This window comes from Microbispora sp. ATCC PTA-5024 (genome assembly GCF_000511135.2).
GTDB lineage: Bacteria > Actinomycetota > Actinomycetes > Streptosporangiales > Streptosporangiaceae > Microbispora > Microbispora corallina.
In genome coordinates, this window is the sequence record NZ_KI866522.1 from 2,266,581 (window position 1) to 2,292,619 (window position 26,039).

Genomic DNA, 26,039 nt, shown 5'->3' on the forward strand with positions numbered 1-26,039 from the left:
GAAAGGCCCGGAACCACCCCGCGTGCACACCCGCGAACGGCTCGCGGGCGCCTCACGAGACGGCGGCGGGGCCACCCTACCGCGCCCCAAAGCTCCCTACCGCGGGCCCTGCAACGCTCCGTAGCGTTCCACCGCCGCCCTACAACGCCTCAAAGGCGTTCTACCGCGGGCCCTACTCGGCGGCCCGCTTGTTCAGGCGAGTGAGGTACTCGTTGTAGGCGTCGAGCTCGGCGTCGCCGCTGCCGCCGCTCTTCGCGGCCGCCGCGTCGGCCCGCCGGTCCGCCCGCCGCGCCGCGCGGTCGTCGTCGCGCCACCACTGGATGGCCAGGGCGAGCAGCACGATCAACGTGGGAATCTCCCCGAAGCCCCACGCGATCCCCCCTCCCGTCTGCTGGTCCGAAAGTGACGAGGCCCCCCACGTCCGGCCGAGCTGGTCGTACCAGCTGGAGGCGATCACGGTGCCCATGCTCATCAGGGCGAGCGCGAAGAACGCGTGGAACGGCATCGTGACCAGCACCAGCAGCAGCCGTCCGACGTACGGCAGCTTGTGCGGCGCCGGGTCGACACCGATGATCACCCAGAAGAACAGCGTCCCGCTGAGCAGGAAGTGCAGCGTCATCGCGATGTGCCCCAGGTGCTCCTCCATGGCGGAGGCGAACAGGGGGGTGAAGTACAGCGCGTACGTCGAGACGATGAAGATCGCGGTCGCGATGGCGGGGTGGGTGATGAACTTGACGGCCCGGCTGTGCAGGATCACCATGATCCACTCACGCGGGCCGCGGTCGCCCCTGCGGACGGCCGGCTTGAGGGCGCGCAGCGCGAGCGTCACCGGCGCGCCCAGCACCAGGAAGATCGGAGCCAGCATCGACAGGACCATGTGCTCGGCCATGTGGACGCTGAACAGCACGGGCGCGTAGCGGGCGACGCCGCTCTGGGTGGCGAGGACCAGGATGGCGACGCCGATGTACCAGTTCACCGTGCGGCCCACCGGCCACCGGTCACCGCGGCGGCGCATCCGGACGAGCCCCGCGCCGTACAGCCCGGCCAGGGCGACGGCCAGCGCCGCGAAGAACAGGTCGAACCACCACAGGGTCAGCAGGTTGACCACCGAGATCGGCGGCGGCACGAGGTAGCCGAGCAGTTCGAAGGCCCGGTCGAGGGGAACGTCGACCGGCGGCGGGGCGGTGCGGGACAGGGCGACCGCGAGCCCCACCGTCCCGGACATGATCAGGATCTCGCCCAGGGCGAGCCGCAGGAACGCGTGCCGTTCCCCCGACGCGAGGCGGGGCAGCGTCCGGCCACGGTGCCGCCACCCGATGACGCCGAGCACGACGAAGGCGACGGTCTTGGCCAGCAGCATCAGCCCGTACGCCGAGGTGAACACCTCGCCGATCGAGGTGAGCCGGGCCACCGCGCTCGCCAGGCCCGACAGCCCGACGCCGACGAAGCACCACAACGCCATCCGGGAGAACCGGTCGGCGGCCACGTCGAGCCGGTCCTCGCCGCGCAGGGCGTGCAGGCACAGGACGCCGAGGCCGCCGACCCACAGAGCCAGGAACAGCAGGTGGAAGGCGACGGACGTGGTGGCCAGGCCGTGGTTGGGCGAGGAGGACGAGTGGCCCGTCAGGGCGGGCGGCAGCAGTGTCACAAGCGCGAAGACCAGCAGCCCGCCGGCCGCGCCCACGGTGATCGCGCCCCGGGCGAACAGGGCGATGGCCACGGTGAAGAGGACGACCAGCGTGAGGGCGATGCCCTGGGGCACCTGGCTGGCGTAGCTGGTGAGCTGGTCTCCCCCGAGGATCTGGCCGACCGGCGCGCCGAGGGTCTCCGAGAGGCTGAAGACGAGCGAGGAGGCCCCCGCGACGGCCCACACGAGCGCCGTCCACGAGGCGGCCTTGACGTACGACTGGGCCGTCTTCCCGAGGAGGCCCTTGTCGCTCGGCAGGAAGACCGCGGCGAACGCGAGCAGACCCACCGTGAGCAGGCCCGACACGTCCATGGCCAGCTTGGAGATGGGGAGCATCCAGCGGGTCAGCATGCCCTGGTCGGGCAGACCCGGGATGATCCGCGGCGTGGCCGCGCCGCCGACGACCATGCCGATCACCAGCGCGCCGGCGGCCGCGCACAGCGCGGCGGCCGTCAGGCGCAGCGCCCGGTTCACGGCTTCTTCCGCAGGCTGATGAACATCCCGATGCCGATGCCGGCGAGCCCGAAGATCACGGCCCACACCCAGCCGGGTACGGACACGGGAGCGTCGTCCTGACTCTGTGACGCCTGCGCGCCGGAGCCGTCCTGGCCGGGGGCCGCGCTCACGGCGGTCGGGCTGCCCACCGAGCCCGCCGTGGCCGAGTCGCCGGTGGAGGACCCGCCGACCACGGTGAAGGGGATCTCCCCCTCCACCGGGTGGCCGTCCTGCGAGACGACCCGCCAGGCGACGGTGTACCGCCCCGGCGGCACCGCGTCGACCACCGCTTCGGAGACCTTCGGCCCGTCCACCGCCGGGTCGCCGCTCTCGTACCGCTTGCCGTCCTCGCCGCGCACGACCACGACCGGGAACCGCACGGACTCGGCGAACTCCAGGGTGACCTTCCGCAGGGTCTGCACCTGGGCGTTCTTCTGGGGATCGCTGCTCTTGAGCGACGTGTGCGCCTGCGCCGGGATGGCCGCGGCCGTGCCCAGCAGGAGCGTCACAACGAGCGCGACGACGGCGGCGAGGGAGGTCTTCTTCATGACACCTCCAAGGCTACCGACGCCCACCCCCGGTCCATACCCCGCACCGAAACCTGTGGACAACCTGAATGATCTCTCCGCGGACACCCGCCGAACGGGTGTGGTGTCCGCGGAGAGCAAGGTATTAGGCAAGCGGCGGAATCCGGGATCGAGATCAGGCCATTAGAGGCCGACGCAGGCCAGAGCTCGCTGATAGGCAGTGGTGCCGAGCCCCTGATCGCCCGCCCGATTCGTGATCTCAGCAATCGCCTGCCAGGTCTCCGCCGCCTTCCGGGTGGCGGGAAGCTGCTCCAGGAGTTGCTTTGCCAGGGCCAGTTCCGCCAGACAGTCGGCGTCCCTCTCCTGCAACCAGTAGAGCTGCCCCAGGATCAGGTGAACTTCAGCCATGATCACGTTGCCGACCCGCTCGGGGTCGGACTCCCGAGCCTCGAGCGCGTGCTCCATCGCATCGGGGATGCGCCCCGAGGCGATCTCTGTCTGCGCCACGTATGTAAGGCACAGGGTGACCGCGGCCACTCCCGCTGACGACTCCCGCAGCTCGCGGAGCGACCGAAGACACAGATCCCTCGCCCTCGGGGCCTCTTCGGGGCGAGTCCGAAGCAGCATCATGCCGTAGCTCGCGCGAAGGCGGGCGAGGTTGCGGGGGTCACCGTTCTCTGAGTGGATCGCGAGCGCCCGCTCGATCAGAGGCAGAGCCTCCTCGCCGGAGCCCATCTTCTCGATCGTCACCGCCGCGTTCCAAAGGGCGGCGACGAGGGCCCTGGGGGTCCCCAGTTCTTCGGCGGCGGTGAGCAGTTCGGTGGCGAACTGGCGGGCACGCAACAGATCGCCGCGTTCGATGTATACCGACAGGAGAGTGGACCCGAGCTCCATCAGCCCGTCGTCCCACACGGGACGCGACACGCCGAGGCCCAGAGACCCCTCCCCGACGTGGGCGGCCGCCTGAAGATCCCCGAGTTCCCTGTAGCACCGGCACAGAGCCAGCGCCACCTGCACACGACGCTCCTGAGACTGGCCCTCGGCGTCATCCGTGCGAAGCGCGGTCAGGACGCTGATCGCATCGGGCAGATCACCGCAGGCCTCGGCGGCCAGGGCGTAGCCGTACCGCGCGTCCTGGCGCAGTGAGGCGAGCCCGGTGAGGTGGCTGTCCTGAAGAAGCTCGGCGAAGCGGCGCCTCGCCTCGACCAGTTCCCCGTTGTCCAAAGCCATGCGCGCGAAGCGCAGCCCCAGTTCCAGTTCCTCCATCTGCTCGGCGGTCACGCCGTTCACGAGATAGGTGAGCGAGCAGTCCAGCTTCTGCGCCAGCAGTTCCAGTACGGCCGGAGTCGGAGTGCGCTTACCACTCTCGATCAAAGAGACATAACTGTCGGAGAGCTCGGGATGAGCGAGCTGGGCCTGAGAGAGTCCGCGCTGCCGGCGAATCGCTTTGATTCGTTCGCCGACCATACCTTGACTGGTCACACCCACCCCTTGAGAAGATGAAGCCGCACAGTAGACCCCTCACGAAAGAGGCCCCCATGCGCCGCCTCGCGATTGTACTGACTATCCTGGCGTCGGTAGGCCTGGCAACTGCCGCCAATGCTACGGCCGCAAGTGCCTCTACGTCAGCACGAATGGAGGCTCCCGCCTTCGTCTGCTGCTGACCCGTTACACACCAACGGGTGGCCCTGCGGAGGCCGACAGCACGGCACGCCACGTGCGGTGCCCTCCTCGGCCCGGGGAGGGCACCGCCGGTTCCGACTCCTGCTCGCCCCGCCAGATTCGGCGGCAGGAGACGATCAAGGCCTCACATTCCTTGCCCGGATTCATATGACAATTTCTCTCGAATTTTCACATGAATCACACCGGCCGGCACAGATACCCACAGATATCCTACGCCGGGAAACCCTGAAGGCATTCCAAAAACGCGCATGCGAGCCGATAACAATCGTTCGACACCATTTTGCAAACAAGGATATCAACACGCGAGGCCGGCAATCACCGAGATCATCAATTCTCCCCCGGCAACCGCGATTGAAGTTTCCCACGGCGACAATTATTTCAAGGACAGGCTCCACATCTCCACGGTTCCGCGCGAAAGCCGGCAGTGAGCCGACATCGCCGCCGAGAGACGTGGGACATCGGTCAATAAGAATCGGCTCACACGACGCTAGCCGACAAACAACGCACTTGGTCACAAACCAGACAGCTTCGTCTTCGGGCGTCGGCGTCCGAGCAATGGAACGACGCCTATCGTCTCGCGCTCTTATCAGGCCGACACCGAACGAGGATTGCCGGCGAGGCAGCATCCGCATCTCTGCCGCCTCGTTGAGCGACATGCTTCTGGATGGACCATCAGCTTCCGGAAGGACCTGAAGCCGAGGCGGATCTCACCGAAGCTTCCGATCCGCTTCCTGTCGTGCCGCCGGAATTGCTTTGACCGAGCGGCCTGATCGCCCCTGCCACCGGGCGCAACTCGATCAGCCCGAGCCCCACTGCTCCCACACGGCACGCGCCTCCAGGTGGATCGGTCGATACCGATCCACCTGGAGGCGTCTGCGGGGCGCCGGCCTCAGAGCCCTGCGGATGTCTGATCGACGTCCGGCGTACCCGTCCGCGCTACATGATCGCTTCGATACGGGCCTACAGGATGGGGCACGGCGAGTCTCTCTGTGGCACCGGCGGCATTCACAGACTCACCAGATGCACCGGTTTCTCCGTGGCCGAGGATCACGCACCCGCCTCTCCACGCCGTAGAAGGTGTTGTGAGTCGGGCTCGCTGTCGACTTCGTTACACCTCGCCACCGTTCGTGTTCACCAAAGGGCACCGGGAGAATGGAGGGTCTCGCCCCTCACGTTCAGGATGTGGGTGCGTACGGACTGTTTCCACCCTCACCCGCCGCACTTCCGCTTGGTGACGGCCTTCCCCCGCTTCGCTTGACAAGACGGTTAGGCGCAGGGAGGAGCAGGCAATTCCTCGAACCACTGCGACCGACGCGCTCCCGCTTCCGCGCGCCACATGTGGAGCGATCCCTTGCACGATCGCCAGGAAGGGCAAAGGCAGGGGCCATCTAGACGATATCTAGATGGGTGATGGCATATTCGACTGCGCGGTACGACGGCGGCGATGCGGCACCTCAATGTGGAATTACTCGGCCAGACGAGGTGTGAGCGCGGCCGACTCACCGGCGAGGTACCGGAGCAGTCCCAGCATCTACATCACGAATAGCCCATGTCGTTACCAGGAGGAGTTCAGCAGAGGCATGGATACCGGGAACCGGCCCACGGCGCACCAGGAAGCACCCTGCCGTCTGCAGTTACTGGGCCCTGTGAGGGGCTCGCGCGGAGGAAGCGCTCTGGATCTCGGGCCGCCGCTGCAGCGGGCCGCGCTGTGCGCCCTCGCGGCGCGGCCGGGGCAGGTCGTGACGAAGGACAGGTTGATCAACTCCCTGTGGGGAAGCCGCGCCCCCGTCACGGCCGAGCAGAGCATCTACACCTACGTCGCCGGGCTGCGCCGGATCCTGGAGCCGGGGCAGGGAGCGCGCCGCCCCTACACCGTCCTCGTCCACAGGTCACGCGGCTACCTGCTGCGGCGTGAGGCAGTCGAGACCGACGCCGAGGAGTTCGAGCGACACCTCCAGGAGGCCCGCCGACTGCAGGCCGACGGCCATCTCGACGGATCCCTGAAGACCTTCGACCTGGCGCTGAGCATGTGGTCGGGTCCCGCCCTGTGCGGCGTCCCCGGGCCGTTCGCCGAGGTGGAACGTGCCCGGCTGGAGGAGGTGCGGCTCACGACGGGCGAGGAACGCGCCGACGTCCTGCTCGCCCTCGGACGCCACCAGGAGGCCGCGACGGCCCTGACCACGCTGGTAGGCGAGGCCCCTCTACGGGAGCGGGCACGAGAGCTGCTCATGCTCGCGTTCTACCGCTGCGGCAGACAGGCCGACGCGCTGGACACGTACCTTCAGCTCCAGCGTCTCCTCGGGCAGAAGCTCGGCGTCGATCCCGGCGATGCCCTCCGCAGACGCTACGAGCTGATCCTGCGAGCCGACCCCTCCCTCGACGACCGGATCGCGACCTCCGTGTCAGTGACCGACAGCCGAGACACGGATCTCGCACCGCGCCAACTGCCGCAGGCGGTCGCTCACTTCGTCGGCCGCGTCGAGGAGCTCGTGCGGCTCCGAGCGCTTCTGGCTCCCTGGGACGACAGCGCTCCACAGGCCGTGATGGCCATCACCGGCCCTCCCGGGGCCGGCAAGTCGGCGCTCGCCGTCCAGGCCGTGCACGCCGTGAGCGGTCACTTCCCGGACGGACGGCTCTACGCCAACCTCCTCGGGGCCACGCCGGGCGTGGAACGGCTCGACGCGCTCGAAGTGCTGAGCCGGTTCCTGCGCGCCTTGGGCGTCGAACATGAGAACGTTCCCTCGCAGGTGGACGAGGCCGCCGCGACGCTGCGGGACCGGCTGGAAGGGCGGCGCGCGCTGATCCTGCTCGACGACGCCGCCGACATCGACCAGGTGCGCCCGCTGCTGAACCTCCCGCACGGAAACGCCGTCCTCATCACCAGCCGTGAGTCGTTCGCCATGGCCGACGACTGTGTCCACCTGGTCCTCGGCGGCTTGGGACGCAGCGAGGCGGTCACGGTTCTGGCGAAGCTCGCCGGCGCGGCCCGCATCGCGGCCGATCCTCTCGCCGCCGGTCGCCTGGCGGACCTCTGCGGCGGCCTGCCGCTCGCCCTGCGCCTGGCCGGCGCCCGGCTCGTCGAACGCCCGCAGTGGACCGTGCACGACCTCGCCGCGCGGCTGGAGGACAGGCGCCGGACCCTGCACGAGCTGGAGTCGGGGCAGACCGCCGTCCGATCGAGCCTGGAGATGAGCTACGAGTCGCTGCGCAGGAGCCGCGCCGCGATCGACAGGACAGCGGCGCGCGCCCTCTGCCGACTGGGCGTTCTGCACGTGGCGGACGTGACCCCGGACGTCATGGCCGCCCTGCTCGACGAACCCGCGGACGTCGCCGAGCGGGCGCTCAACCGGCTCTCACGGGCCCATCTGGTCGAGCCGGTCGCGTCGAGACGGTTCCGGCCGCACGATCTCGTACGGCTGTTCGCGATCGAACTGGCCGACGAGCAACTCTCGGCCCCGGAGAGATCCCTGGCGCTGATCCGCGCGCTCGGCTTCTACGGCGCGACCGCTCGACATGCGAGCGCCGTGGTCGACCCGCACCGCGTCCAGCTTCACTGGCCGGACGTCCCCCAGGTCCCTCTCTCGTTCCACACCGCTCCCGAAGCGACGGCGTGGCTGGAGGAGGAGCGCGCGAACGTCATCGCGGCGGCGTTGCAGGCACTCGCATCGGATGACGACCAGACGGCTCTCATGGGCGCGTACGTCGGTTTCTCCCTTTCCTGGCACCTCTACCGGGGCGCCCATCGCAACGAGCACCTGGCCATCAACCAGGCGGCCCTGCGGGTGGCGACGCGGATCGGCGATCTTCAGGTCCAGTCCCTCGCCCACAGTCAGCTCTCCATGGCGCATCACCGCCTGGGGGACTTCGTCGGCGCGCTCCCCCACCAGGAGGCCGAGCTGGCCCTGCAGCGCAGACTGGGCGACCGGTTCGGCGAGATGCGCGCGCTGGGAAATCTGAGCGTCAACTACAACGATCTCGAACGGTATGCGGAGGCGCTGGAATGCGCCGAGACGCAGCTGGTCATCGCCAGGATGATCGGTTCCGAGGTCGGCGAGAGACACGCCCTCCTGATGCTGGGGACGGCTCTGAAAGGGCTGGGCACGTGGTCGTCCGCGTACGACGTACTGGCAGAGGCCCTCCAGCTGGCGGAGCGGACGGGAGACCATCAACATCAGGCAGGGTGCCTGCGCGCGATGGGCGCCATCGATCTGGACAGGGGTGACCCCCTCTCCGCGGTTCCCCACCTGGAGCGGGCGCTCGCCCAGGTCCGCCGGTCCGGCTATCGAGACGGCGAGGTGATGTCCCTGTGCCTCCTCGCTCGCGCGGAACGCGCGCTGCACCGTTTCGACCGCGCTCGCACGTACGCGAAGGAGGCCGAAAGCATCGCCGACGACCTGGGCAACGCGCGGTGGAGCGCCGTCGCGGCGCGGGAGCTGGAGGCGATCAGGGAGGCCATGGCCGGCACGAACACCTCTCCGGAGCGCTCTCCCGCCATAATGGGCGAGTGAGCGTGCCCGATCAGCCGTCGGCGCGCGACGCGGCCTCCCCCGTCGTACGGCTTCAGCTGCTGGGGCCGGTCGCGGCGTGGCGGGGGGACCTGGCCGTGGATCTCGGGCCGCCGCTGCAGCGCGCGGTCCTGTGCCTGCTCGCCGCGCAGCCCGGACAGGTCGTGGCCAAGGACAGGCTGATCGCCGGACTGTGGGGCGGCGGCCACCCGAAGACCGCCGAGCAGAGCGTCTACACCTACATCGCGGGGCTGCGCGGCGCGCTCGAACCTGAGGCGGGCCGCCGCGGCCCCTACAGCCTGGTGCTCAGTTCGGCCCGCGGCTACCTGCTGGCCCCCGGCGCCTATGACATCGACGCCGGGCGGTTCGACCACCACCTCGGCCGGGCCCGGCATCACGCCGCGGAGAACGACCCGCAGGCCCGCCTCGGGGAGCTGGAAGCCGCGTTACGGCAGTGGACCGGGCCCGCTCTGGGCGGCGTCCCCGGCCCCTTCGCGCACGCCGAGCGGGAACGCCTGGAAGGCCTGCGTCTGACGGCGCGTGAGGACCAGGCCGACACGCTGCTGTGCCTGGGCCGGCCTCAGGAAGCGGTGGAGCTCCTCACCGCGCTCGTCGGCGACGACCCCCTCAGGGAACGGGCCCGCGAGCTGCTCATGCTCGCCCTCTACCGCTGCGGACGCCAGGCCGAGGCGCTGGCCGCCTTCCACGAGGGCCGGCGGCTGCTCGCCGAGCACCTCGGCGTGGATCCCGGTGAGTCCCTGCAGCGCTGCCACGAGCTGATCCTGCGCGCCGACCCCTCCCTCGCCCCGCCCAGGGACACCGTCAGTCCGCCTGTGATCCCCCACCAGCTGCCGCGTGACATCCGCGTCTTCGTGGGACGCGCCGAGGAGCTCGCGCGGCTCCGGTCCCTGCTCGTGCCGCCGGACGGCTCGGCGCCCCAGGCGATCGTCGCCGTGACGGGCACGGCGGGCGCGGGCAAGTCGGCGGTCGCGGTGCACGCCGCCCACGCGGTGCGGGACCACTTCCCCGGCGGCCAGCTGTACGCCAACCTCCTCGGCGCCACGCCCGGAGTCCAGCGCCTGCCGCCCATCGACCTGCTCCGCAGGCTCCTGCGCGGGCTGGGAGTGCACCCCGAGGCCGTGCCGGCGGAGCCGGACGAGGCGGCGGCCATGCTCAGGACGCGGCTGCAGGGGCGCCGTTTGCTGATCGTGCTCGACGACGCGGCGGGACCCGACCAGGTCCGCCCCCTGCTCGGCCTGCCCGCGGGGAACGCCGTCCTCGTCACCAGCCGGGAGTCGTTCGCGATCGTGGACGACTGCGTGGCGGTGCCCCTGGGGACGATGCCGCACGCCGAGGCGGTCGCCATGCTGGCCGAGCTCGTCGGCGCCGGGCGTGTGGCGGCCGACCCGCGGGCGGCCGCGGAGCTGGCGAACCTGTGCGGCGGGCTGCCGCTGGCCCTGCGCCTCGCGGCGGCCCGGCTCGCCGAGAACCCCCACGCGAGCCTGAAGGACCTCAACGCCCGGCTCCGGGACCGGCGGCGCGCCCTGCACGAGCTGGAGTCCGGGGACGTCGCCGTCAGCGCGAGCCTGCGGCTGAGCCACGACCTGCTCTCCGGCAGTCCCCGGGAGGTCGACGTGGCCGCCGCGCGGGCCCTGCGCCACCTGGGCGTCCTCCACATCCCCGACGCGACCGCCGAGGTCGTCGCGGCCCTGCTCGACGCACCGCAGCCGGACGCCGAGCGGTACGTGGACCGCCTCGTCCGGGCCCACCTCGCCGAACGGCACGAGTCCGGGCGCTTCCGGCTGCACGACCTGGTCCGCCTGTTCGCCATGGAACTGGCAGAACGGCACCTGACGGACAAGGAGCGCAAAGACGCCCTGCTGCGGGCGGTGGGCCTGTACGGCCTCACCATCCGCCACGCCATGACGCTGGTCGACGCCAACCGCGTCCATCCGCCGTACGACTTCGTGGAGCGCGATCCGGTCGCGTTCGCCGAAGAGGCGGACGCGTTCGGCTGGCTGGAGCGGGAACGGCCCAACATCCTGGCCGCGGCCGCCCAGGCCATGTCCGTCGCCGACCCCTCAGTCGCCCGCGCGGGGGCCTACCTGACGTTCACGTTCTACTGGCACCTGACGAACGCCGGTCATCGCAACGACATCCTCGGCATCCACGAGGAGGCGCTGAGGACGGGAGAGCGCATAGGCGACCGGTCGGTGGTCGCGCTGGCGCACGGGTACGTGGCCCTCGCGCTCAACCAGATGGAGCGCTCGGAGGAGGCGATCCCGCATCTGCGCAAAGAGCTGGAGATGCAGCGGGCGTGGGGAAACCGGTTCGGGGAGATGCGGGCGCTGGGCAACCTCGCCGTCACCTACGGCGGCCGGGAGCAGCACCACGAGGTGCTGGCCTGCGCCGAGGCCCAGCTGCGGATCGCGCGGGAGATCGCCTCGGCGGTGGGGGAACGGCACGCCCTCATCGGCTGCGGACTGGGGCTCCTCGGCCTCGGACGCCTGCCGGAGGCGACGGCCAGGCTGAGCGAGGTACTTCTGCTGGCGGAGGAGGCGGGGGACGGGATGCACCAGTGCGACGCGATCCTGGGGCTGGGCAAGATCGCGTTCCGGGAGGGTGACCTGCAGGCGGCGCTGAGCCGATTCGAGGAAGGCCTCGGCCGGGCCCGCAACCGCAGGTACCTGGGCCTGGAGGCGACCTTCACGATCCACATCGGCATCGTTCAGCGTGATCTGGGCCGGGTCGCCGAGGCCGGGGCCCGATTGCGCGACGCCCTCGCGTGCGCGTGGAAGAGCGGGGACCGTCACCTGATCGCGCGAGCGACCCGGGAGCTCGCCGCTTTGGGCGGCGTGAGCCGCGAAGGCGGCTCAGCCGGCGCGGAGGGCGAGGAAGAGGTCGACGCGGTCGGCCATGGATGACAGGTCCTTGCCGGTGAGCTCCTCCACCCGCTTGATGCGGTAGCGCACCGTGTTGACGTGGACGTGCAGCCGCTCGGCGCAGCCGTTCCAGGAGCCGGTGCAGTCGAGGAACGCCCCGAGCGTGCGGACCAGCTCCGCCCCGTGCCGCCGGTCGTAGTCGAACAGCGGACCCAGGAGCCGTTCGGCGAACGAGCCGCGCACGTCGCCCGGCACGGTGGCCAGCAGCAGCGCGTGCGTGTAGATCTCGTCGCTGGTGACCACTCCCCCGCCGCGCGCCTCGGCCATCCGGCGGGCGTGGCCGGCCTCCTCGACACCGCCCCGGATGGCGGCCGGGCCGGTGAGGGCGCCGCTCACGCCGATGGCCACCCGGGTTCCCGGCAGCCCGGCCGTCAGCAGGGCGGTCCGATCTCGCAGCGAGGCGGCGAGGCCGTCTGCCGTCCCCTGCCGGAGCGGGACGAGGGCCACCGACCCGTCCGCCCCCGCGGCGGCCACGGCCCGGCGGTCGAGCAGCTCCTCCACCACCTGGCCGCCCAGGACGGCGGGGTCGGGGCCGTCCGTCGCGCCGGGGCGGGCGACGGTCGCGGCGACCACGGCGTACGGCTCGGCGGCGTCGATGCCGCTGGTCCGCAGCCGGGCGGACAGCTCGGACGGGTCGCCGCCGGAGCAGGCGAGCGCGATCAGCTGCTCGGCCAGCCTCCGCTCCACCCGGCGGCCCTCCTCCCTGCGGGTGCGCTCCATCGCCACGCAGGCGGCCAGCTCGTAGCCGATCTCCGCGTCGAGCTCGCCCCGGCACACCAGCGCCCATCCGGCCGCCCGGTGCGACCGGTCCACGGCGAACAGCGTGTGCGCGACGCCCTCCCCGCGCGGCCGCACCACCACCGGCAGCCGGACGGCCGACAGGTAGTCCCGGGCCAGCCGTACGGCCTCCCCGGCCGGCAGGTCGCCCGCGACGACCGAGCCGGACGCCGTGATCACGGCGGCGGCGACGCCGAGCTCGCTCGCGATGAGCGCGAACAGCTCGTCGAGGCCGGCGCCCTCGGCGACGGCGGCGACGATCCTGCGGTGCCGCCCGAGCGCCCCGCGCGGGTCGCCCGCGGGCCCGGCGAGACGGCCGCGGACCAGCTCCGTCACGGCTCCGAACGACACCTCGACCGGCACCTCGACCAGCGGCAGGCCCCGGTCGCGGCAGGCCGTCACGAGGTCGTCCGGGACCGTGCCGAGCCGGGCGTCCCCCGCGCCGAGGGCCGCGACGCCCGCGCCGACCAGGGCGTCCACGAACCGCGCGGAGTCGTCCGGCCCCTGCCGCCACATCAGCCCGGTCAGCACCAGCTCCCCGCCGGACAGGTAGCGGCGCGGGTCCGGCAGGTCGGTGATGAGGACGCCCGTGACCGCCCGGTCCAGCCGCTCCTCACCGGCGAGGAGCGCGAGCCGGAGCCCGGGTACGGCGAGCAGGTCTCTCAGCAACACACCGACAGCGTATTTGGAGAAACCTACAAGCGGGGACACGGGCGGCCGCCGGCTTTCATGCCGCCGCCGATGGCTCACGGCCGGCGCGGGTTGATGTACTGCCAGCGAAACCCGGACGGAGCTGGTGGAGCGGCGGATGACGACGGAGACGGAGCGGCGCTCGGGAAGCGGGTCGGGCGTCGGCGCGAGCGCCCAGCGGCCCGACGGAACGCTGAAGGTGACCGGCGAGTTCGCGTACTCCTCGGACCTGTGGCTGGAGGGGATGCTGTGGGGCGCCACGCTGCGCAGCCCGCACCCCTCGGCCTGGATCCGCTCGGTCGACGTCGGCCCGGCGCTCGCGATGCCGGGCGTGTTCGCCGTGCTCACGCACGAGGACGTGCCGGGCGAGAAGTTCTACGGGCTGGAGCACCGCGACCAGCCGGTCCTCGCGATCGACCAGGTGCGCTACCAGGGGGAGCCGGTGGCTCTGGTGGCCGCCGACCATCCCGAGACGGCGCGGCGGGCGGCCGCCGCGATCATGGTGGAGTACGAGGTGCGCGAGGCGGTCGTGGACCCCCGGCGCGCCGCGTTCGACCCCTCCTGCCCGCAGGTGAACCCCCGCGGCAACGTGGTGCGGCACCAGCCCGTCCGGGTGGGCTCGACGTTCGAGGCCGAGGTCGTGGTGACCGGCGAGTACGAGGTCGGCATGCAGGACCAGGCGTTCCTCGGGCCCGAGTCGGGCCTGGCCGTGCCGGCCGAGGACGGCGGCGTCGACCTCTACATCGCCACGCAGTGGCTCCACGTGGACCAGGGCCAGGTGGCCCCCTGCCTCGGCCTGCCGCCCGGGAAGGTGCGGCTGTCGCTCGCCGGGGTCGGCGGCGCCTTCGGCGCCCGCGAGGACCTGTCCATGCAGATCCACGCCTCGATGCTCGCGCTGCGGACCGGCAGACCGGTCAAGATGGTGTACGGCCGGGAGGAGTCGTTCTTCGGGCACGTCCACCGCCACCCCGCCCGGATGCGCTACGAGCACGGCGCCACGGCCGACGGGCGGCTCGTCTACGTCAGGGCCGAGATCCTGCTGGACGGCGGCGCCTACTGCTCGTCCACCCCGGCCGTCGTCGGCAACGCCGCCTCGCTCGGCGTCGGGCCGTACGAGGTCGGCAACGTGTGGATCGACGCGTACGGCGTCTACACGAACAACCCGCCCTGCGGGGCGATGCGCGGCTTCGGGGCGGTGCAGGCCTGCTATGCGTACGAGTCGCAGATGGACCGGCTCGCCGAGGCCTGCGGCCTGTCCCCCGTCGAGATCCGCGTCCGCAACGCCGTGTCGCAGGGCTCCCGGCTGGCCACCGGACAGCTGATCGACACGCCTGCGCCGCTCGCCGAGATGCTGGTGCGCCTGGCCGCGATGCCGCTGCCGGAGGAGGCCTCCGGCGAGGTGGACCTGCGGGCCCTGCCCGGCGGGGTCGCCCAGACGACGCACGGCGAGGGCGTGCGCCGCGGCGTGGGCTACGGCGTGGGCATCAAGAACATCTGCTTCTCCGAGGGCTTCGACGACTACTCCACCGCGAGGGTCCGGGTGGAGCTGATCGGCGGCGAGCCGCACGTGCTCGTGCACACCGCCGCCGCGGAGGTCGGCCAGGGCCTCGTCACGATCCAGGCGCAGATCGCCCGCACCGAGCTGGGGATCGAGACGGTCACCGTGGCCCCCGCGGACACCTCCGTCGGCTCGGCCGGGTCGTCCTCGGCCTCCCGCCAGTCGTACGTGACGGGCGGCGCGGTCAAGACGGCCTGCGAGGCCGTGCGGGAACGCCTGGACAGCCTGCGGGCCGCGCATCCGGGGCTGTCGCTGGAGGAGCTGCTGGAGCGGTCCGGGCCGGTGGAGGAGACCCGCGAGTACCGGCACCGGCCGACCCACCCCCTCGACCCGGTGACCGGGCAGGGCGACTCGCACACCCAGCTCGCGCTGTGCGTCCACCGGGCCGTCGTCGACGTGGACGTCGAGCTGGGCCTGGTGAAGGTCGTGGAGCTGGCCGCCGTCCAGGACGTCGGGAAGATCCTCAACCCCCTCGCGCTGGAGGGCCAGATCCACGGCGGCACGGCCCAGGGGCTCGGACTGGCGCTGATGGAGGAGATCCAGGTGCGCGACGGGCGGGTGCTGAACCCGTCGTTCACCGACTACCTCATCCCGACGATCCTCGACATGCCGCCGATGCGGCTGTCGATCCTGGAGAACCCCGACCCCCACGCGCCGTACGGGCTGCGGGGCGCGGGCGAGCCGCCGACGCTGTCGTCCACCCCGGCCGTGGCGGCGGCCGTACGGGCCGCCACCGGGCTGGAGCTGCCGCGCGTCCCGATCCGCCCGGAGGACGTCGCCCTCGCGCCCGCACGGGCGTGAGGCCCGGGACGGGCGGTCTCAGTCGGCGATGAAGCCGACCGACCGCACGTCGTACCCGGCGCTCTTCGAGCCGCGCACGTGCAGGAACATGGCGCCGCCCTCGTAGGAGTAGGCGCAGCCGTAGCCCTTCTTCTCCGGGTTGCAGCCCTGGAAGGTGTACGCGACGCCGTGGGGGTCGAACCTCGCCCGGAACAGGGTCGCCACGGCGGCGGTCCGCGCCACCTCCAGCGCCCGGTTGCGGTCGTTCGCCTTCCAGGCGCCGAAGAAGTACGCCGCGACGGCCGAGGGCTTGGTGATGTGGCGCGACTCGTAGACCTTGGCGACCTTCGAGCCGGACACGACCATCAGGATGCCGTCGAGGCCGCCCGGCACGCGCACGCTGGTGTGCGTGAAACGGCAGGAGTGGCCCGAGCAGCCGGCGAACCCGTCCGGCGCGCGGTACGGATAGGCGAAGATCGTGTTCACCGCGGCCGGGGAGGCCACGCGGGCGGCCGCGGCGCGGTCGCCGCGCAGCCACGCGGCGAACAGCTTCTTGGCCGTCTTGGCCGGCGGGGGCGCCGCCTGGGCGGACGCCGAGGACGAGGGCAGCAGCAGGGCGGCGGCCACGGCCGTCACGGCCGCGCCGGCGAGGATTCGTCTGGACACGTTCGTACGGTAGGCGGGCCGCCTTGCACGCCGATTGACCCCCGCTTGCAGCGGGGACCCGGGTTCACAGGTCGTCGGGGTCGCAGGCCACGCCGTCGTTGTCGACGTCCTTGTACCAGTAGTACTCCGGGTGGACGCCCTTGGTGTACGGCCCGTAGCCGGCGGCGTTGGCCGCCTTGCAGTCCGGGAACCGCATGGTGTTCCCGCTGCGCCATCCCTGGGACCTGGCCGCCTGCCCGTTCCGCGAGGACGCGCCCGTGGTGGTCAGGCTCTCCGGCTGGGTGACGCCGGGCGGCGTCCGGACCGGCTGCTGGGTCGCCTGCTGCTGCCCCTGGGTCGTCCCCGGCTGCGTCGTGCCCGGCTGGGCTGTCCCCGGCTGTGTCGTGGCGGGCTGTGTCGTCCCCGGCTGCGTCGTCCCCGGCTGCGTGGCCGGTGGCTGACTCGGCCCGGACTGGGGCGCGGCGGTGCCGACGAGGAGGGCGACCAGGTCGTCCGCCTGCTCCTTGGTGAACCCGGCGATGCTCAGGCTGTCCTGCGTGATCTCCTGGGCCACCCGGGGCGCGGCGACCACCTTGTCCCCCACGACGATGGCGAGCTGCTGCTGCACCGTGTCATGGGTCAGCTTCGTGACCTGCTCCTGGCTGGACGGGGCGAGGACCACCCGCACCGAGTAGGTGCCGTCGCGCTCGGGCAGCGCCTCGACCTTCTGCACGGTGGTCACGTTCACGCCGGGGTCGAGCTGGTAGCAGGTGGTGTTCTTGTCGTCGGGGACGCCGTCGGTGTCCGGGCAGGGCGCCGGGCGCACCCCCGTCACCGGGGCCAGGTGCATCGGCGTCTGCAGGCGCCGCACCTGCGTCGTGGACAGCGGCGGCGCGTCGGGGTTGCGGGTCATCACCACGGCCACCGCGCCGAGCACGCCGGACATCACGACGACCATGGCCAGCGCGGCCACGAGGGCGATCGTCGTCCCCCGGCCCGCCTGGGGCGGTCCGGGAGGGGCGCCGGGGGCCGCGACCGGATCCGCGACCGGGCTCGCCGGATCCACCGGCTCCACCGGGGCGACCGGGTCTCCGGGGGCGCCGGGGGGCGCCTCCGGGAGGGCGGCTCCACCGGGGAGGCGGCCGAGCTCCTCGTCCCCCGGTATGGGCGCGTTCTGCATCCCCACCTCGATCCCTGCCATCGCTCGCAGAGCCTACCGAGGTATGCCAACGGCGGGTAATCGACCAGCCAACCATCAGCCAGCATGCTGCTTTCTTGACAATTTGTCATGAATCCCGACCACATGGTTGCGCCGTGCTCGATGCCCTGCGAAGGCAACGCGCAGAGAGTGAAGGCATGAAGGTCGGAGTTCCCCGGGAGATCAAGACCCACGAGTACCGTGTCGCGGTGACCCCGGCGGGGGTCAACGAGTTCGTCAGGAACGGCCACCAGGTCCTCGTCGAGAGGGACGCGGGCACCGGCTCCTCCATCCCCGACGCGGACTTCGCGTCCGCCGGCGCCGTGATCGCCGGCTCGGCCGACGAGGTCTGGGCCGAGGGCGACCTGATCCTCAAGGTCAAGGAGCCGGTTCAGCCCGAGTACCAGCGGATGCGCAAGGGGCAGGTGCTGTTCACCTACCTCCACCTCGCCGCGTCGGAGGCGTGCACGCGGGCGATGCTGGACGCGGGCGTGACCGGCATCGCCTATGAGACCGTGCAGAAGCCGGACCTGACGCTGCCCCTGCTCGCGCCGATGTCCGAGGTCGCGGGACGGCTCGCGCCGCAGGTGGGCGCCTACCACCTGATGCGGCAGGGCGGCGGGCGCGGCGTGCTGATGGGCGGCGTCCCCGGCGTCTACCCCGCCAAGGTCGTGGTCATCGGCGCGGGCGTGTCGGGCATGAACGCCGCCGCCATCGCGATCGGCATGCAGGCCGACGTGCTGCTGCTCGACCGGAACGTCGACCGGCTGCGCGACGCCGACCTGCTCTACCAGGGGCGCTGCACGACCGTCGCGTCCAACGCGTACGAGATCGAGCGGGCCGTCGTCGACGCCGACCTGGTCATCGGGGCGGTGCTGGTGCCGGGCGCCAAGGCGCCGACGCTGGTGAGCAACGACCTGGTCGCGCGGATGAAGAAGGGCTCGGTGCTGGTCGACATCTCGATCGACCAGGGGGGCTGCTTCGAGGACTCCCGCCCGACGACGCACGCCGACCCCGTCTACCGGGTGCACGACTCGGTGTTCTACTGCGTGGCCAACATGCCGGGGGCGGTGCCGCACACCTCGACGTACGCGCTGACCAACGTGACGCTGCCGTACGCGCTGGCCATCGCGAACCTGGGCTGGCGGAAGGCGCTGACGGCCGACCCCGCGCTGGCGCGCGGGCTCAGCACCCACGAGGGCCACCTGACGAGCCGGCCCGTGGCCGATGCCCACGGCCTGGAGGCCGTCCCGGTGGACCGCATGCTCGTGCCCTGATCCTCTTGTGTCCGTCCGCCGGCCGTACGCCGACCGTCCGCCGGCCGTACGCCGACCGTCCGCCGACCGTCTGCCGGTCGTCCGCCGGCGGGCCGCTTCGCGCGACCCGCCGGACGGACGGGGATGTCAGGAGGCCGCGGGCGAGGCGCTCGGCATGGCGGTCGTGCTCGGCGTGGCGCTGGGCTCGGGCGGGAGCGGCTGGTCCTGCGTGGTGCCGACACCGCCGTCGCAGGCCGCGCCGAACTCGGGGGTGTACGTCGGGTTCTGCTTGTACTTCTTGATGAACTCCGGCAGGCGCGGGTCGTCGGCGCCGGTCAGCGTGAGCTGGTGGTTCCAGGAGCTCGCCACGACCTTCGCCGGCAGGCCCGGGTACGGGCTGAGCAGCATGTAGTCGGCGGACGCGAGGCTCTTCAGCTTGTCGACGTCGGCCTTGGGCAGGTCGGGCTGGTACGTGATCCACACCGCGCCGTGCTCCAGGGCGTGGACGCCGTGCTCGTTGTGGATGGGCTTGTCGTAGATGCCGCAGTTCTGCCAGTAGTAGTTGTGCTGGCCGCCGACCGGCGGGGTCTCCTTGTACTTGACCGGGTTCCAGGTGTGCTCGGAGCCCTTGTAGTTGTAGGTCTTGACCGCGCTCAGGGACTTCTGTGAGCGGTCGTTCACGACGTAGAGGCCGACGAGCGCGACCAGCACGACGATGACGAGGCCGCCGATGCCCCACATCAGGAGCGCGGCGCGGCGCTCCTTGCGCTTCTGCTCGGCGCGCATGCGGGCGAGACTCTCACGCCTCGCCTGCGCCTTCTCCTTCGTCATCCATCCTCCAAGCGCCGATCTCCGACTCCCCCGCTGCGGTATGGAGAATAGTGGGTATAGGTGATGCTTTGACGCGGGCCTGACAGCGCCAGCGAGTAGCCTGTGCTGCGATGAGCACCGATACCGGTGTCCCGGTGGACACCGCCCAGCGCCCCCGCAGGACACTCCCGGTCCTGGGGGTGGTCGCCGTCCTCGTGGCGGCCGTCCTCGTGGTGGTGTTCGCGACCAGGTCGGGGACCCCGGGCGACACCTCGCCCGAGGCCGGTTTCGCCCGGGACATGGCCGTCCACCACGCCCAGGCCGTCGAGATGTCGTTCATCGTGCGCGACAAGACCTCCGACGGCCCGCTGCGCACACTGTCGTACGACATCATCACGACGCAGAGCGCGCAGCGTGGAATTTTCATGGGCTGGCTGCAGCAGTGGGGGCTCGACCAGGCGTCCACGCAGCCCGTCATGGCGTGGATGGCCGGGGGCCACGGACACGGCGCGGCGGGGATGGCCGGCGTGACGGCCGGGACGATGCCGGGCATGGCCACCGAGGAGGAGATGAACCGCCTCCGGGCCGCCACCGGCAAGGACGCGGAGATCCTCTTCCTGCAGCTCATGATCCGCCACCACGAGGGCGGGGTCGAGATGGCCCAGGCCCTGCTGGGGCTGTCGGACCGGCCCGAGGTGCGCGACCTGGCCCAGCACATCGTCGACGGCCAGACTGCGGAGATCCGGCTGATGAAGGGCTTCCTGGCCCAGCGTGGCGCGCAGCCGCTGCCGTCGATCCTCAAGACGCCGGTCGGCTAGACCCGGCCGTCAGGTCCGGTCGCCAGGTCTGCCCGCCAGGCCGGGACCCAGCCGGGTCGCCGGGTCCGGTCGCGGTACGGGCCTGGGCCCGTACCGCGTCTCCCGAACCGCGCCGTCACCGGCGCTTTCTCCGTACGAGAGCCCGTCAGGCGGCGCGGAACTCCTCGGCGACGGCCCGCACGAACGCGTCGACGTCCTCCTCGGTGGTGTCGTAGGCGCACATCCAGCGGACCTCGACCAGGCCGCCGCCGATCTGCTCGTCCCAGTTGTAGAACCGGAACCGCTTGCGCAGCCGGTCGGCCGCGTCGGCCGGGATGATCGCGAAGACCGCGTTCGCCTCGACGGGGCGCGGCAGCGTCACGCCGGGGATGTCGCGCACGCCGTCGGCGAGCCGCCGCGCCATCGCGTTGGCCCGCCGCGCGCTGCGCAGCCACAGGTCGCCGCCGAGCAGCGCCTCGAACTGCACCGACACGAACCGCATCTTCGAGGCGAGTTGCATGCTCGTCTTGCGCAGGTACGGCAGGCCGTGGGCGGCGGCCGGGTTCAGGGCGACCACGACCTCCCCGAACATCAGGCCGATCTTGGTGCCGCCGAACGAGAGCACGTCGACGCCCGCGTCCGTGGTCAGCGCCCGCAGCGGCACGTCGAGGGCGGCGGCCGCGTTCGTGATCCGGGAGCCGTCGAGGTGGACGAACATCCCCAGCTCGTGCGCGTGGTCGGCGACCGCCTTGATCTCGGCCGGCGTGTAGAGCGTGCCGAGCTCGGTGGCGTTCGAGATCGACACCGCCTTGGGCTGGGCGCGGTGCACGTCGCCGAAGCCCCACGCGCGGCGGTCGACCAGCTCGGGCGTCAGCTTGCCGTCCGGGGTGGGCACCGGCAGCAGCTTCAGGCCGCCGGTCACCTCGGGGGCGCCGCCCTCGTCGGTGTTGATGTGCGCCGTCTCCGGGCAGACGACGGCCTCCCAGTGGGCGCACATCGAGCGCAGCGACACCACGTTGGCGGCGGTGCCGTTGAACACCGGGAACGCCTCGGCCTGCTCCCCGAAGTGGGCCCGGAAGATCCCCTGCAGCGCCTCGGTGTAGACGTCGTCGCCGTAGGGCACCTGGTGCCCGCCGTTGGCGAGGGCGATCGCCTCCATGACCTCGGGGTGCACCCCCGCGTAGTTGTCGCTCGCGAACGCCTTGGTCGCCGGGTCGTGCCGCCGCACGGCATCCGTTGTCACGAAATCTCTCCATCCGTCCGAGGGCCTGGCCGTCCGGAGCGGGCTCCCGACGGAATCGCGAGGCGGTCTCAGGGCGTGAGGTCGATCCGCCGCCCGTTGACGGCCCCCGGCTCCTCGTCCCACAGTCCCGCGACGGCCGCCGCCAGGTCCTTCACGTCGGTGAACGTCTTGTACGCCTTGTCCGGGTTGGCGGCCCGCATCCCATCGTGCACCAGCGCGGTGACCACCAGGACCACGGCCGCCGACCGGGTGCCGTCGAGGGCGTCCGCGAGCGACAGCGTCCAGGCCTCGGCGGCCGCCTTGGCCGCCGCGTACGCCGCGTTGCCCTGGGTCGGCTTCTGCGCCGCCCGCGCCGAGACGATCACGAACCGGCCGTTGTCGCTGGCCCGCAGCAGCGGCTCGAACGCGAGCGACACGTTCTGCAGCGTCCGGATCAGCAGGGCGTGCAGGGCGTCCCAGTCGTCCAGGGAGGTCTCGGCGAAGGTCTTCGACCCCCGCCAGCCCCCGACGAGGTGGACGACGCCGTCCACCCGGCCGTGCTCGGCCTGGATCCGCCCGGCGAGCTCCCGTACCGCGTCCCGGTCGAGGAGGTCGACGGCGACGGCGCCGCCCTCCCCCGTCCGGTTCACCCCGATCACGGTGTCGCCCAGCTCGGCGAACCTCCGGGTCACCGCCTCGCCGGTCGGGCCGCCCGCCCCGGTGACCAGGATCACTCTGCTCATCGTCCGTCCGTTCCCGTCCGTATCGGTCCGTATGCGTCCGCGCCGCCCGCGGGTTCCGCGCCGGCGTCCGGGTCTCAGGCCCGGATACCCCTGGTCGACTCGACCACGTCGGCGAGCTTACGGCGCAGCGCCTCGTAGAACATGCTCAGGGGGAACTCGTCGGGCAGTACGGCGTCCACCATGGCCTTCTGCTCGGTGGGCAGCGCCTGAACCCCCTGGTGCCACACGGACGCCGGGTGGGGCTCCACATAGGCGGCGACGAGCCGGTGGGCGGCGAGCCAGTGGGCCATCTTCGAGCGGTCGATGCCGTCCCGGTAGAGGGTCTCGACCTCGCCGCGCAGGTCGGCGACGGCGTCGGCCACCCGGGTCCAGTCGATCGTGAGCCGGTTGTCGGTCCAGCGGACGACGCCCTTGCGGTGCAGGTACGCGAACAGCAGCTGGCCGCCGAGGCCGTCGTAGTTGCGCACCCGCTCACCGGTGATCGGGAAGCGGAAGAGCCGGTCGAAGAGGATGGCGTACTGCACGTAGCGCGCGTGCGGCACGCCCGCCACCTCCAGCTTGACGGCCTCGCCGAACGCGGTGAGGTCGCAGCGCAGCTCCTCCAGCGAGTACAGCCAGTACGGCATGCGCTGCTTGATCATGAAGGGGTCGAACGGGAGGTCGCCGTGGCTGTGCGTCCGGTCGTGGACGAGGTCCCACAGGACGAACGTGTCCTGGGCGAGGTCCTGGGAGGCCAGCAGCCGCGCCGCGTCTGGCGGGAGGGCCAGCTTGAGCGTGGCGGCGGCCGCCTCGCTCACCGCCCGGAAGCGCGCGGCCTCGCGGTCGCAGAAGATGCCGCCCCAGGTGAACCGCGGCGGCGTCTGCCGGACCGCGACGGTCTCGGGGAACAGCACGGCCGAGTTCGTGTCGTAGCCGGAGGTGAAGTCCTCGAACGCGATCGGCACGAACATCGGGTTGTCGTAGCCGCCCCGCTCCAGCTCGGCCAGCCAGTCCGGCCACACCACGCGGATCCAGACGGCCTCCAGGTTGCGGTTCGGGTTGCCGTTCTGGGTGTACATCGGGAACACGACGAGGTGCTCCAGGCCGTCCTCCCGCTGCGTGTCCGGGTGGAAGGCGTTGAGCGAGTCGAGGAAGTCGGGCACGCCCAGGCCGTCGGACACCCACTTGCGCAGGTCGGCGGCGACGGCGTCGAGGTACTCCCGGTCGTGCGGGAAGTGCGGCGCGAGCCGTACGACGTGGTCGGAGACCTCCGAGATCAGCTCGACGGCGAGGTCCTTGTCGCCCGTGATCGAGCCGTCCTTGGCCTGCAGGGGCCGCAGCCGCTCCACGGCGGCCTTGAGGACGGCGAAGCCCTCGGCCACCCCCTCTGCCTCCGGCCGGCTGACCGTCCGGGACGAGGCGTGCTCGGGGACGCGGGCCGCCCAGGTGACGAGGTTGGCCCACAGCTGGCCGTGGTCGTAGTCGGCGATCGAGTCGTCGCCGAACAGGTCCGAGTCGGCCAGCACGACGACCCGCCCGCGGCCGTGCCGCAGGGCCACCGCGAGCGGGCGGCCGGCGGGGCCTGCGGTCGGGGACGTGGAGAACAGGACGGTCGCGTCCCCGGGCGCGGTGAGCGTCCCGGCCCGGTAGAAGCAGGCCTGGCGGACCTCGGCGAGCAGGTCCTGACGGGTCCCGCCGGGGCCCGTCGTGATCTCCCGGGACCGGCCGTCGGCCGGGACGCCGAGGACCCATGTCGCGACCCCGTTGTGGCAGTGCGCGGGGTCCTGGACGGTCGCGTGCTCGACGGCGACGCCGAACCGTGCCAGCAGGTCGGCCAGGTTGGTGCCGTACTTCTCCTGCTCGCACTCGGCGAGGACGACGAGCCCGCCGCCGGCCGCGACGTACGCCTCGACGGCGTCGATCTCGGCGGCGGAGAAGACGGGGCTGCCGCCGGTCGTCCGCTCCCAGCGCTCACCGGACGGGTGCGCGACCACGAACACGTCGCTCGCCTCCAGCACGCCCGGGGTGACCTCCCCCTCGACGTGCGCGGCGACGGTGTGCCCGAGACGCCGCAGGACGCCGGCGGCCTCCGCGTAGCTGTTGTCGTCGGGGTGCGCGGGATTCATGGCCTCGGCGACCTCGCGCCTGATGGTCCACGCCTCGCTGTGCGCCTCGTCGAACAGGACCGACGGGAAGGCCTTCATGAAATATCTCCCGTTCCGTGAGCCGTCTTCCGGAAAATATACACAAAGGTGTCCTTCTGGCGATAAGTCGATCCAGCGGGTGACGACCCATCACCCGAGCGGCGGACGAGCCGCGCCGGACCGCCCGCCTACGGTCCCCGGTCGTACGGCCCGCCCGTGCACCAGTCCGGCCGACCGCCTGAGGGGACCCGATGTTCAAACCGACCGACGCCGCCGGCTTCCGGCGGTCCGCGATCGGCGCCGCGCTGATCGTCTCGCCCCTGTTCCAGCTCACCGCGACGCTCGTCGACCCGGGGACGTGGAGCGACGACGACCGGGAGGTCGCGACGTTCGCGGTCAACCCGGCGATGGCGCAGCTGCAGTCCGCCCTCTACCACTGGAGCTGGGTCCTGCTGCCGCTCGCCGCCCTCGGTCTGCTGCACCTGACCCGCCGGCGGGGCGTGGTCCTCGGGCACATCGGAGGGCTGTTCGCCGCGCTCGGCTTCATCAACCTGTCGGCCCTGCTCATGGGCGACGCGGTGGAGTGGTGGTTCGGGCGGCACTACCCGGCCGACCAGGCCGAGAAGCTGTTCAACGAGGTGTTCGACCTGCCCGGCGTGGTGTTCTCGTTCCAGATGCCGTGGGTCTTCCTCGGGCCGCTCGGCCTGATCCTCATCATGGTCGCGCTGACCAGGGCGGGGTTCGTCCGCTGGTGGATCCCGGCGGCGGGCGCGCTCGTGTGGATCTCGCCGTACGTCATGGACTACGGGCCGCTCAGCTTCCTCTGGAGCGGCGGCAACGTCCTGGTCCTCGGCTACCTCGGGCTCAAGATCCTGCGCATGGGCGACCGCGCGTGGGCGTCGTACTACCCGAGCCCGGTGCCCGGGGTGACCACGCCCGACTCGTACGCGAACACGACCGCCTGAGCGCGGTCGCGCAGGCCGAGCTTCATGAGCACGCGCGCGACGTGGGTCTTGACGGTGGCCTCGCCGACGAAGAGCTCCTTGGCGATCTCGGCGTTGGTGAGGCCCCTCGCCAGCATCCGCAGCACCTCCAGCTCGCGCGGAGTGAGCTCCGACAGCTGCGGCGGGCGGACCGGCTCGTGCCGCCCGGCGAACGAGGCGATGACCCGCGTGGTGACGGCGGGGTCGAGCAGGCCGTCGCCCGCGGCGACCACCCGGACGGCCTCCACGAGCTGCTCGGGCGGCGACACCTTGAGCAGGAAGCCGCTCGTCCCGGCACGCAGCGCGGCGTACAGGTTCTCGTCGGTGTCGAACGTCGTGAGCATGATGATCTTCGGCGGGTTCGGGGAGTCGAGCAGCCGCCTGGCCGCCGTGAGGCCGTCCATGCGCGGCATGGAGATGTCCATGAGCACCACGTCGGGCCGCACGCGTGTGGCGACCGCCACGGCCTCGGCGCCGTCCGCGGCCTCCCCGACGACCTCCATGCCGGGCTCGCTCTCCACGACCATGCGCAGGCCCGCCCGGATCATGGCCTGGTCGTCGGCGAGCACGATGCGGATGGAGCGCAGGGAGCCGGTGGAGCTCATGGAACCGGTGCCG

17 protein-coding genes are annotated in these 26,039 nt (G+C 71.7%); 6 read left to right on the forward strand and 11 right to left on the reverse strand.

Going from position 1 to position 26,039, the window contains the following annotated elements:
* Positions 1-172: 172 nt before the first annotated feature.
* From MPTA5024_RS10090 to MPTA5024_RS10100, 3 genes are all read right to left on the reverse strand, one after another.
* Positions 173-2,161, reverse strand: a complete 1,989-nt coding sequence (locus tag MPTA5024_RS10090; RefSeq protein ID WP_036321914.1) for a cytochrome c oxidase assembly protein — start codon at positions 2,159-2,161, stop codon at positions 173-175.
* On the reverse strand, positions 2,158-2,730 hold the full coding sequence (locus MPTA5024_RS10095; protein ID WP_051457888.1) for a copper resistance CopC family protein: 573 nt from the start codon (positions 2,728-2,730) through the stop codon (positions 2,158-2,160). The genes MPTA5024_RS10090 and MPTA5024_RS10095 overlap by 4 nt, the downstream gene beginning before the upstream one ends.
* 162 nt (positions 2,731-2,892) lie before the next feature.
* Positions 2,893-4,197, reverse strand: a complete 1,305-nt coding sequence (locus MPTA5024_RS10100; protein WP_232326352.1) for a helix-turn-helix domain-containing protein — start codon at positions 4,195-4,197, stop codon at positions 2,893-2,895.
* Between the two features lie 1,841 nt (positions 4,198-6,038).
* On the opposite strand from MPTA5024_RS10100, the gene MPTA5024_RS10105 reads away from it, so the two are divergent.
* On the forward strand, positions 6,039-8,900 hold the full coding sequence (locus MPTA5024_RS10105; protein WP_051457889.1) for an AfsR/SARP family transcriptional regulator: 2,862 nt from the start codon (positions 6,039-6,041) through the stop codon (positions 8,898-8,900).
* Positions 8,897-11,821 carry an AfsR/SARP family transcriptional regulator gene (locus tag MPTA5024_RS10110; RefSeq protein WP_198167030.1) on the forward strand — a complete coding sequence of 975 codons (2,925 nt, stop codon included), beginning with the start codon at positions 8,897-8,899 and terminating at the stop codon, positions 11,819-11,821. Before MPTA5024_RS10105 ends, MPTA5024_RS10110 begins: the two co-directional genes overlap by 4 nt.
* Here MPTA5024_RS10110 and MPTA5024_RS10115 read toward each other — a convergent pair.
* Positions 11,771-13,288: a PucR family transcriptional regulator gene (locus MPTA5024_RS10115; protein ID WP_036321923.1), complete on the reverse strand. Its 1,518-nt coding sequence runs from the start codon at positions 13,286-13,288 to the stop codon at positions 11,771-11,773. The genes MPTA5024_RS10110 and MPTA5024_RS10115 overlap by 51 nt on opposite strands.
* Positions 13,289-13,424: 136 nt before the next feature.
* Here MPTA5024_RS10115 and MPTA5024_RS10120 point away from each other — a divergent pair, with 136 nt between their 5' ends.
* On the forward strand, positions 13,425-15,665 hold the full coding sequence (locus tag MPTA5024_RS10120) for a xanthine dehydrogenase family protein molybdopterin-binding subunit (RefSeq protein WP_036321924.1): 2,241 nt from the start codon (positions 13,425-13,427) through the stop codon (positions 15,663-15,665).
* An 18-nt stretch (positions 15,666-15,683) separates the two neighbouring features.
* Here MPTA5024_RS10120 and MPTA5024_RS10125 read toward each other — a convergent pair whose 3' ends face one another.
* A complete protein-coding gene (locus tag MPTA5024_RS10125; protein WP_157099348.1) occupies positions 15,684-16,310 on the reverse strand; it encodes a hypothetical protein in 627 nt (208 codons plus the stop codon).
* A gap of 64 nt (positions 16,311-16,374) precedes the next feature.
* Positions 16,375-17,490, reverse strand: coding sequence for a SecDF P1 head subdomain-containing protein (locus MPTA5024_RS44195; protein WP_198167031.1), 1,116 nt, complete (start codon positions 17,488-17,490; stop codon positions 16,375-16,377).
* Positions 17,491-17,645: 155 nt separating this feature from the next.
* Between MPTA5024_RS44195 and ald the strand changes: the two genes are divergently transcribed.
* Complete coding sequence (gene ald / locus MPTA5024_RS10135; protein ID WP_036321929.1) at positions 17,646-18,764, forward strand: alanine dehydrogenase; 1,119 nt, start codon at positions 17,646-17,648, stop codon at positions 18,762-18,764.
* A gap of 126 nt (positions 18,765-18,890) precedes the next feature.
* On the opposite strand, the gene MPTA5024_RS10140 is transcribed toward ald, so the two are convergent.
* On the reverse strand, positions 18,891-19,574 hold the full coding sequence (locus tag MPTA5024_RS10140; protein WP_036321932.1) for a DUF3105 domain-containing protein: 684 nt from the start codon (positions 19,572-19,574) through the stop codon (positions 18,891-18,893).
* A 110-nt stretch (positions 19,575-19,684) separates the two neighbouring features.
* On the opposite strand from MPTA5024_RS10140, the gene MPTA5024_RS10145 reads away from it, so the two are divergent.
* Positions 19,685-20,371, forward strand: coding sequence for a DUF305 domain-containing protein (locus MPTA5024_RS10145; protein WP_084369539.1), 687 nt, complete (start codon positions 19,685-19,687; stop codon positions 20,369-20,371).
* 145 nt (positions 20,372-20,516) lie between these two features.
* On the opposite strand, the gene MPTA5024_RS10150 is transcribed toward MPTA5024_RS10145, so the two are convergent.
* The 3 genes from MPTA5024_RS10150 to MPTA5024_RS10160 all read right to left on the reverse strand — a co-directional run bounded on the left by MPTA5024_RS10150 (position 20,517) and on the right by MPTA5024_RS10160 (position 24,498).
* Positions 20,517-21,593 carry a threonine aldolase family protein gene (locus MPTA5024_RS10150; protein ID WP_036321934.1) on the reverse strand — a complete coding sequence of 359 codons (1,077 nt, stop codon included), beginning with the start codon at positions 21,591-21,593 and terminating at the stop codon, positions 20,517-20,519.
* A gap of 68 nt (positions 21,594-21,661) precedes the next feature.
* On the reverse strand, positions 21,662-22,315 hold the full coding sequence (locus MPTA5024_RS10155) for an SDR family NAD(P)-dependent oxidoreductase (protein WP_051457890.1): 654 nt from the start codon (positions 22,313-22,315) through the stop codon (positions 21,662-21,664).
* Between the two features lie 74 nt (positions 22,316-22,389).
* Positions 22,390-24,498, reverse strand: a complete 2,109-nt coding sequence (locus tag MPTA5024_RS10160; RefSeq protein ID WP_036321941.1) for a DUF6421 family protein — start codon at positions 24,496-24,498, stop codon at positions 22,390-22,392.
* 191 nt (positions 24,499-24,689) lie between these two features.
* Between MPTA5024_RS10160 and MPTA5024_RS10165 the strand changes: the two genes are divergently transcribed.
* Positions 24,690-25,403, forward strand: a complete 714-nt coding sequence (locus tag MPTA5024_RS10165) for a hypothetical protein (protein ID WP_036321954.1) — start codon at positions 24,690-24,692, stop codon at positions 25,401-25,403.
* Here MPTA5024_RS10165 and MPTA5024_RS10170 read toward each other — a convergent pair.
* Entirely contained in the window at positions 25,343-26,026 is a 684-nt protein-coding gene (locus tag MPTA5024_RS10170) for a response regulator (protein WP_157099349.1), read from the reverse strand. The genes MPTA5024_RS10165 and MPTA5024_RS10170 overlap by 61 nt on opposite strands.
* Positions 26,027-26,039 lie beyond the last annotated feature (13 nt).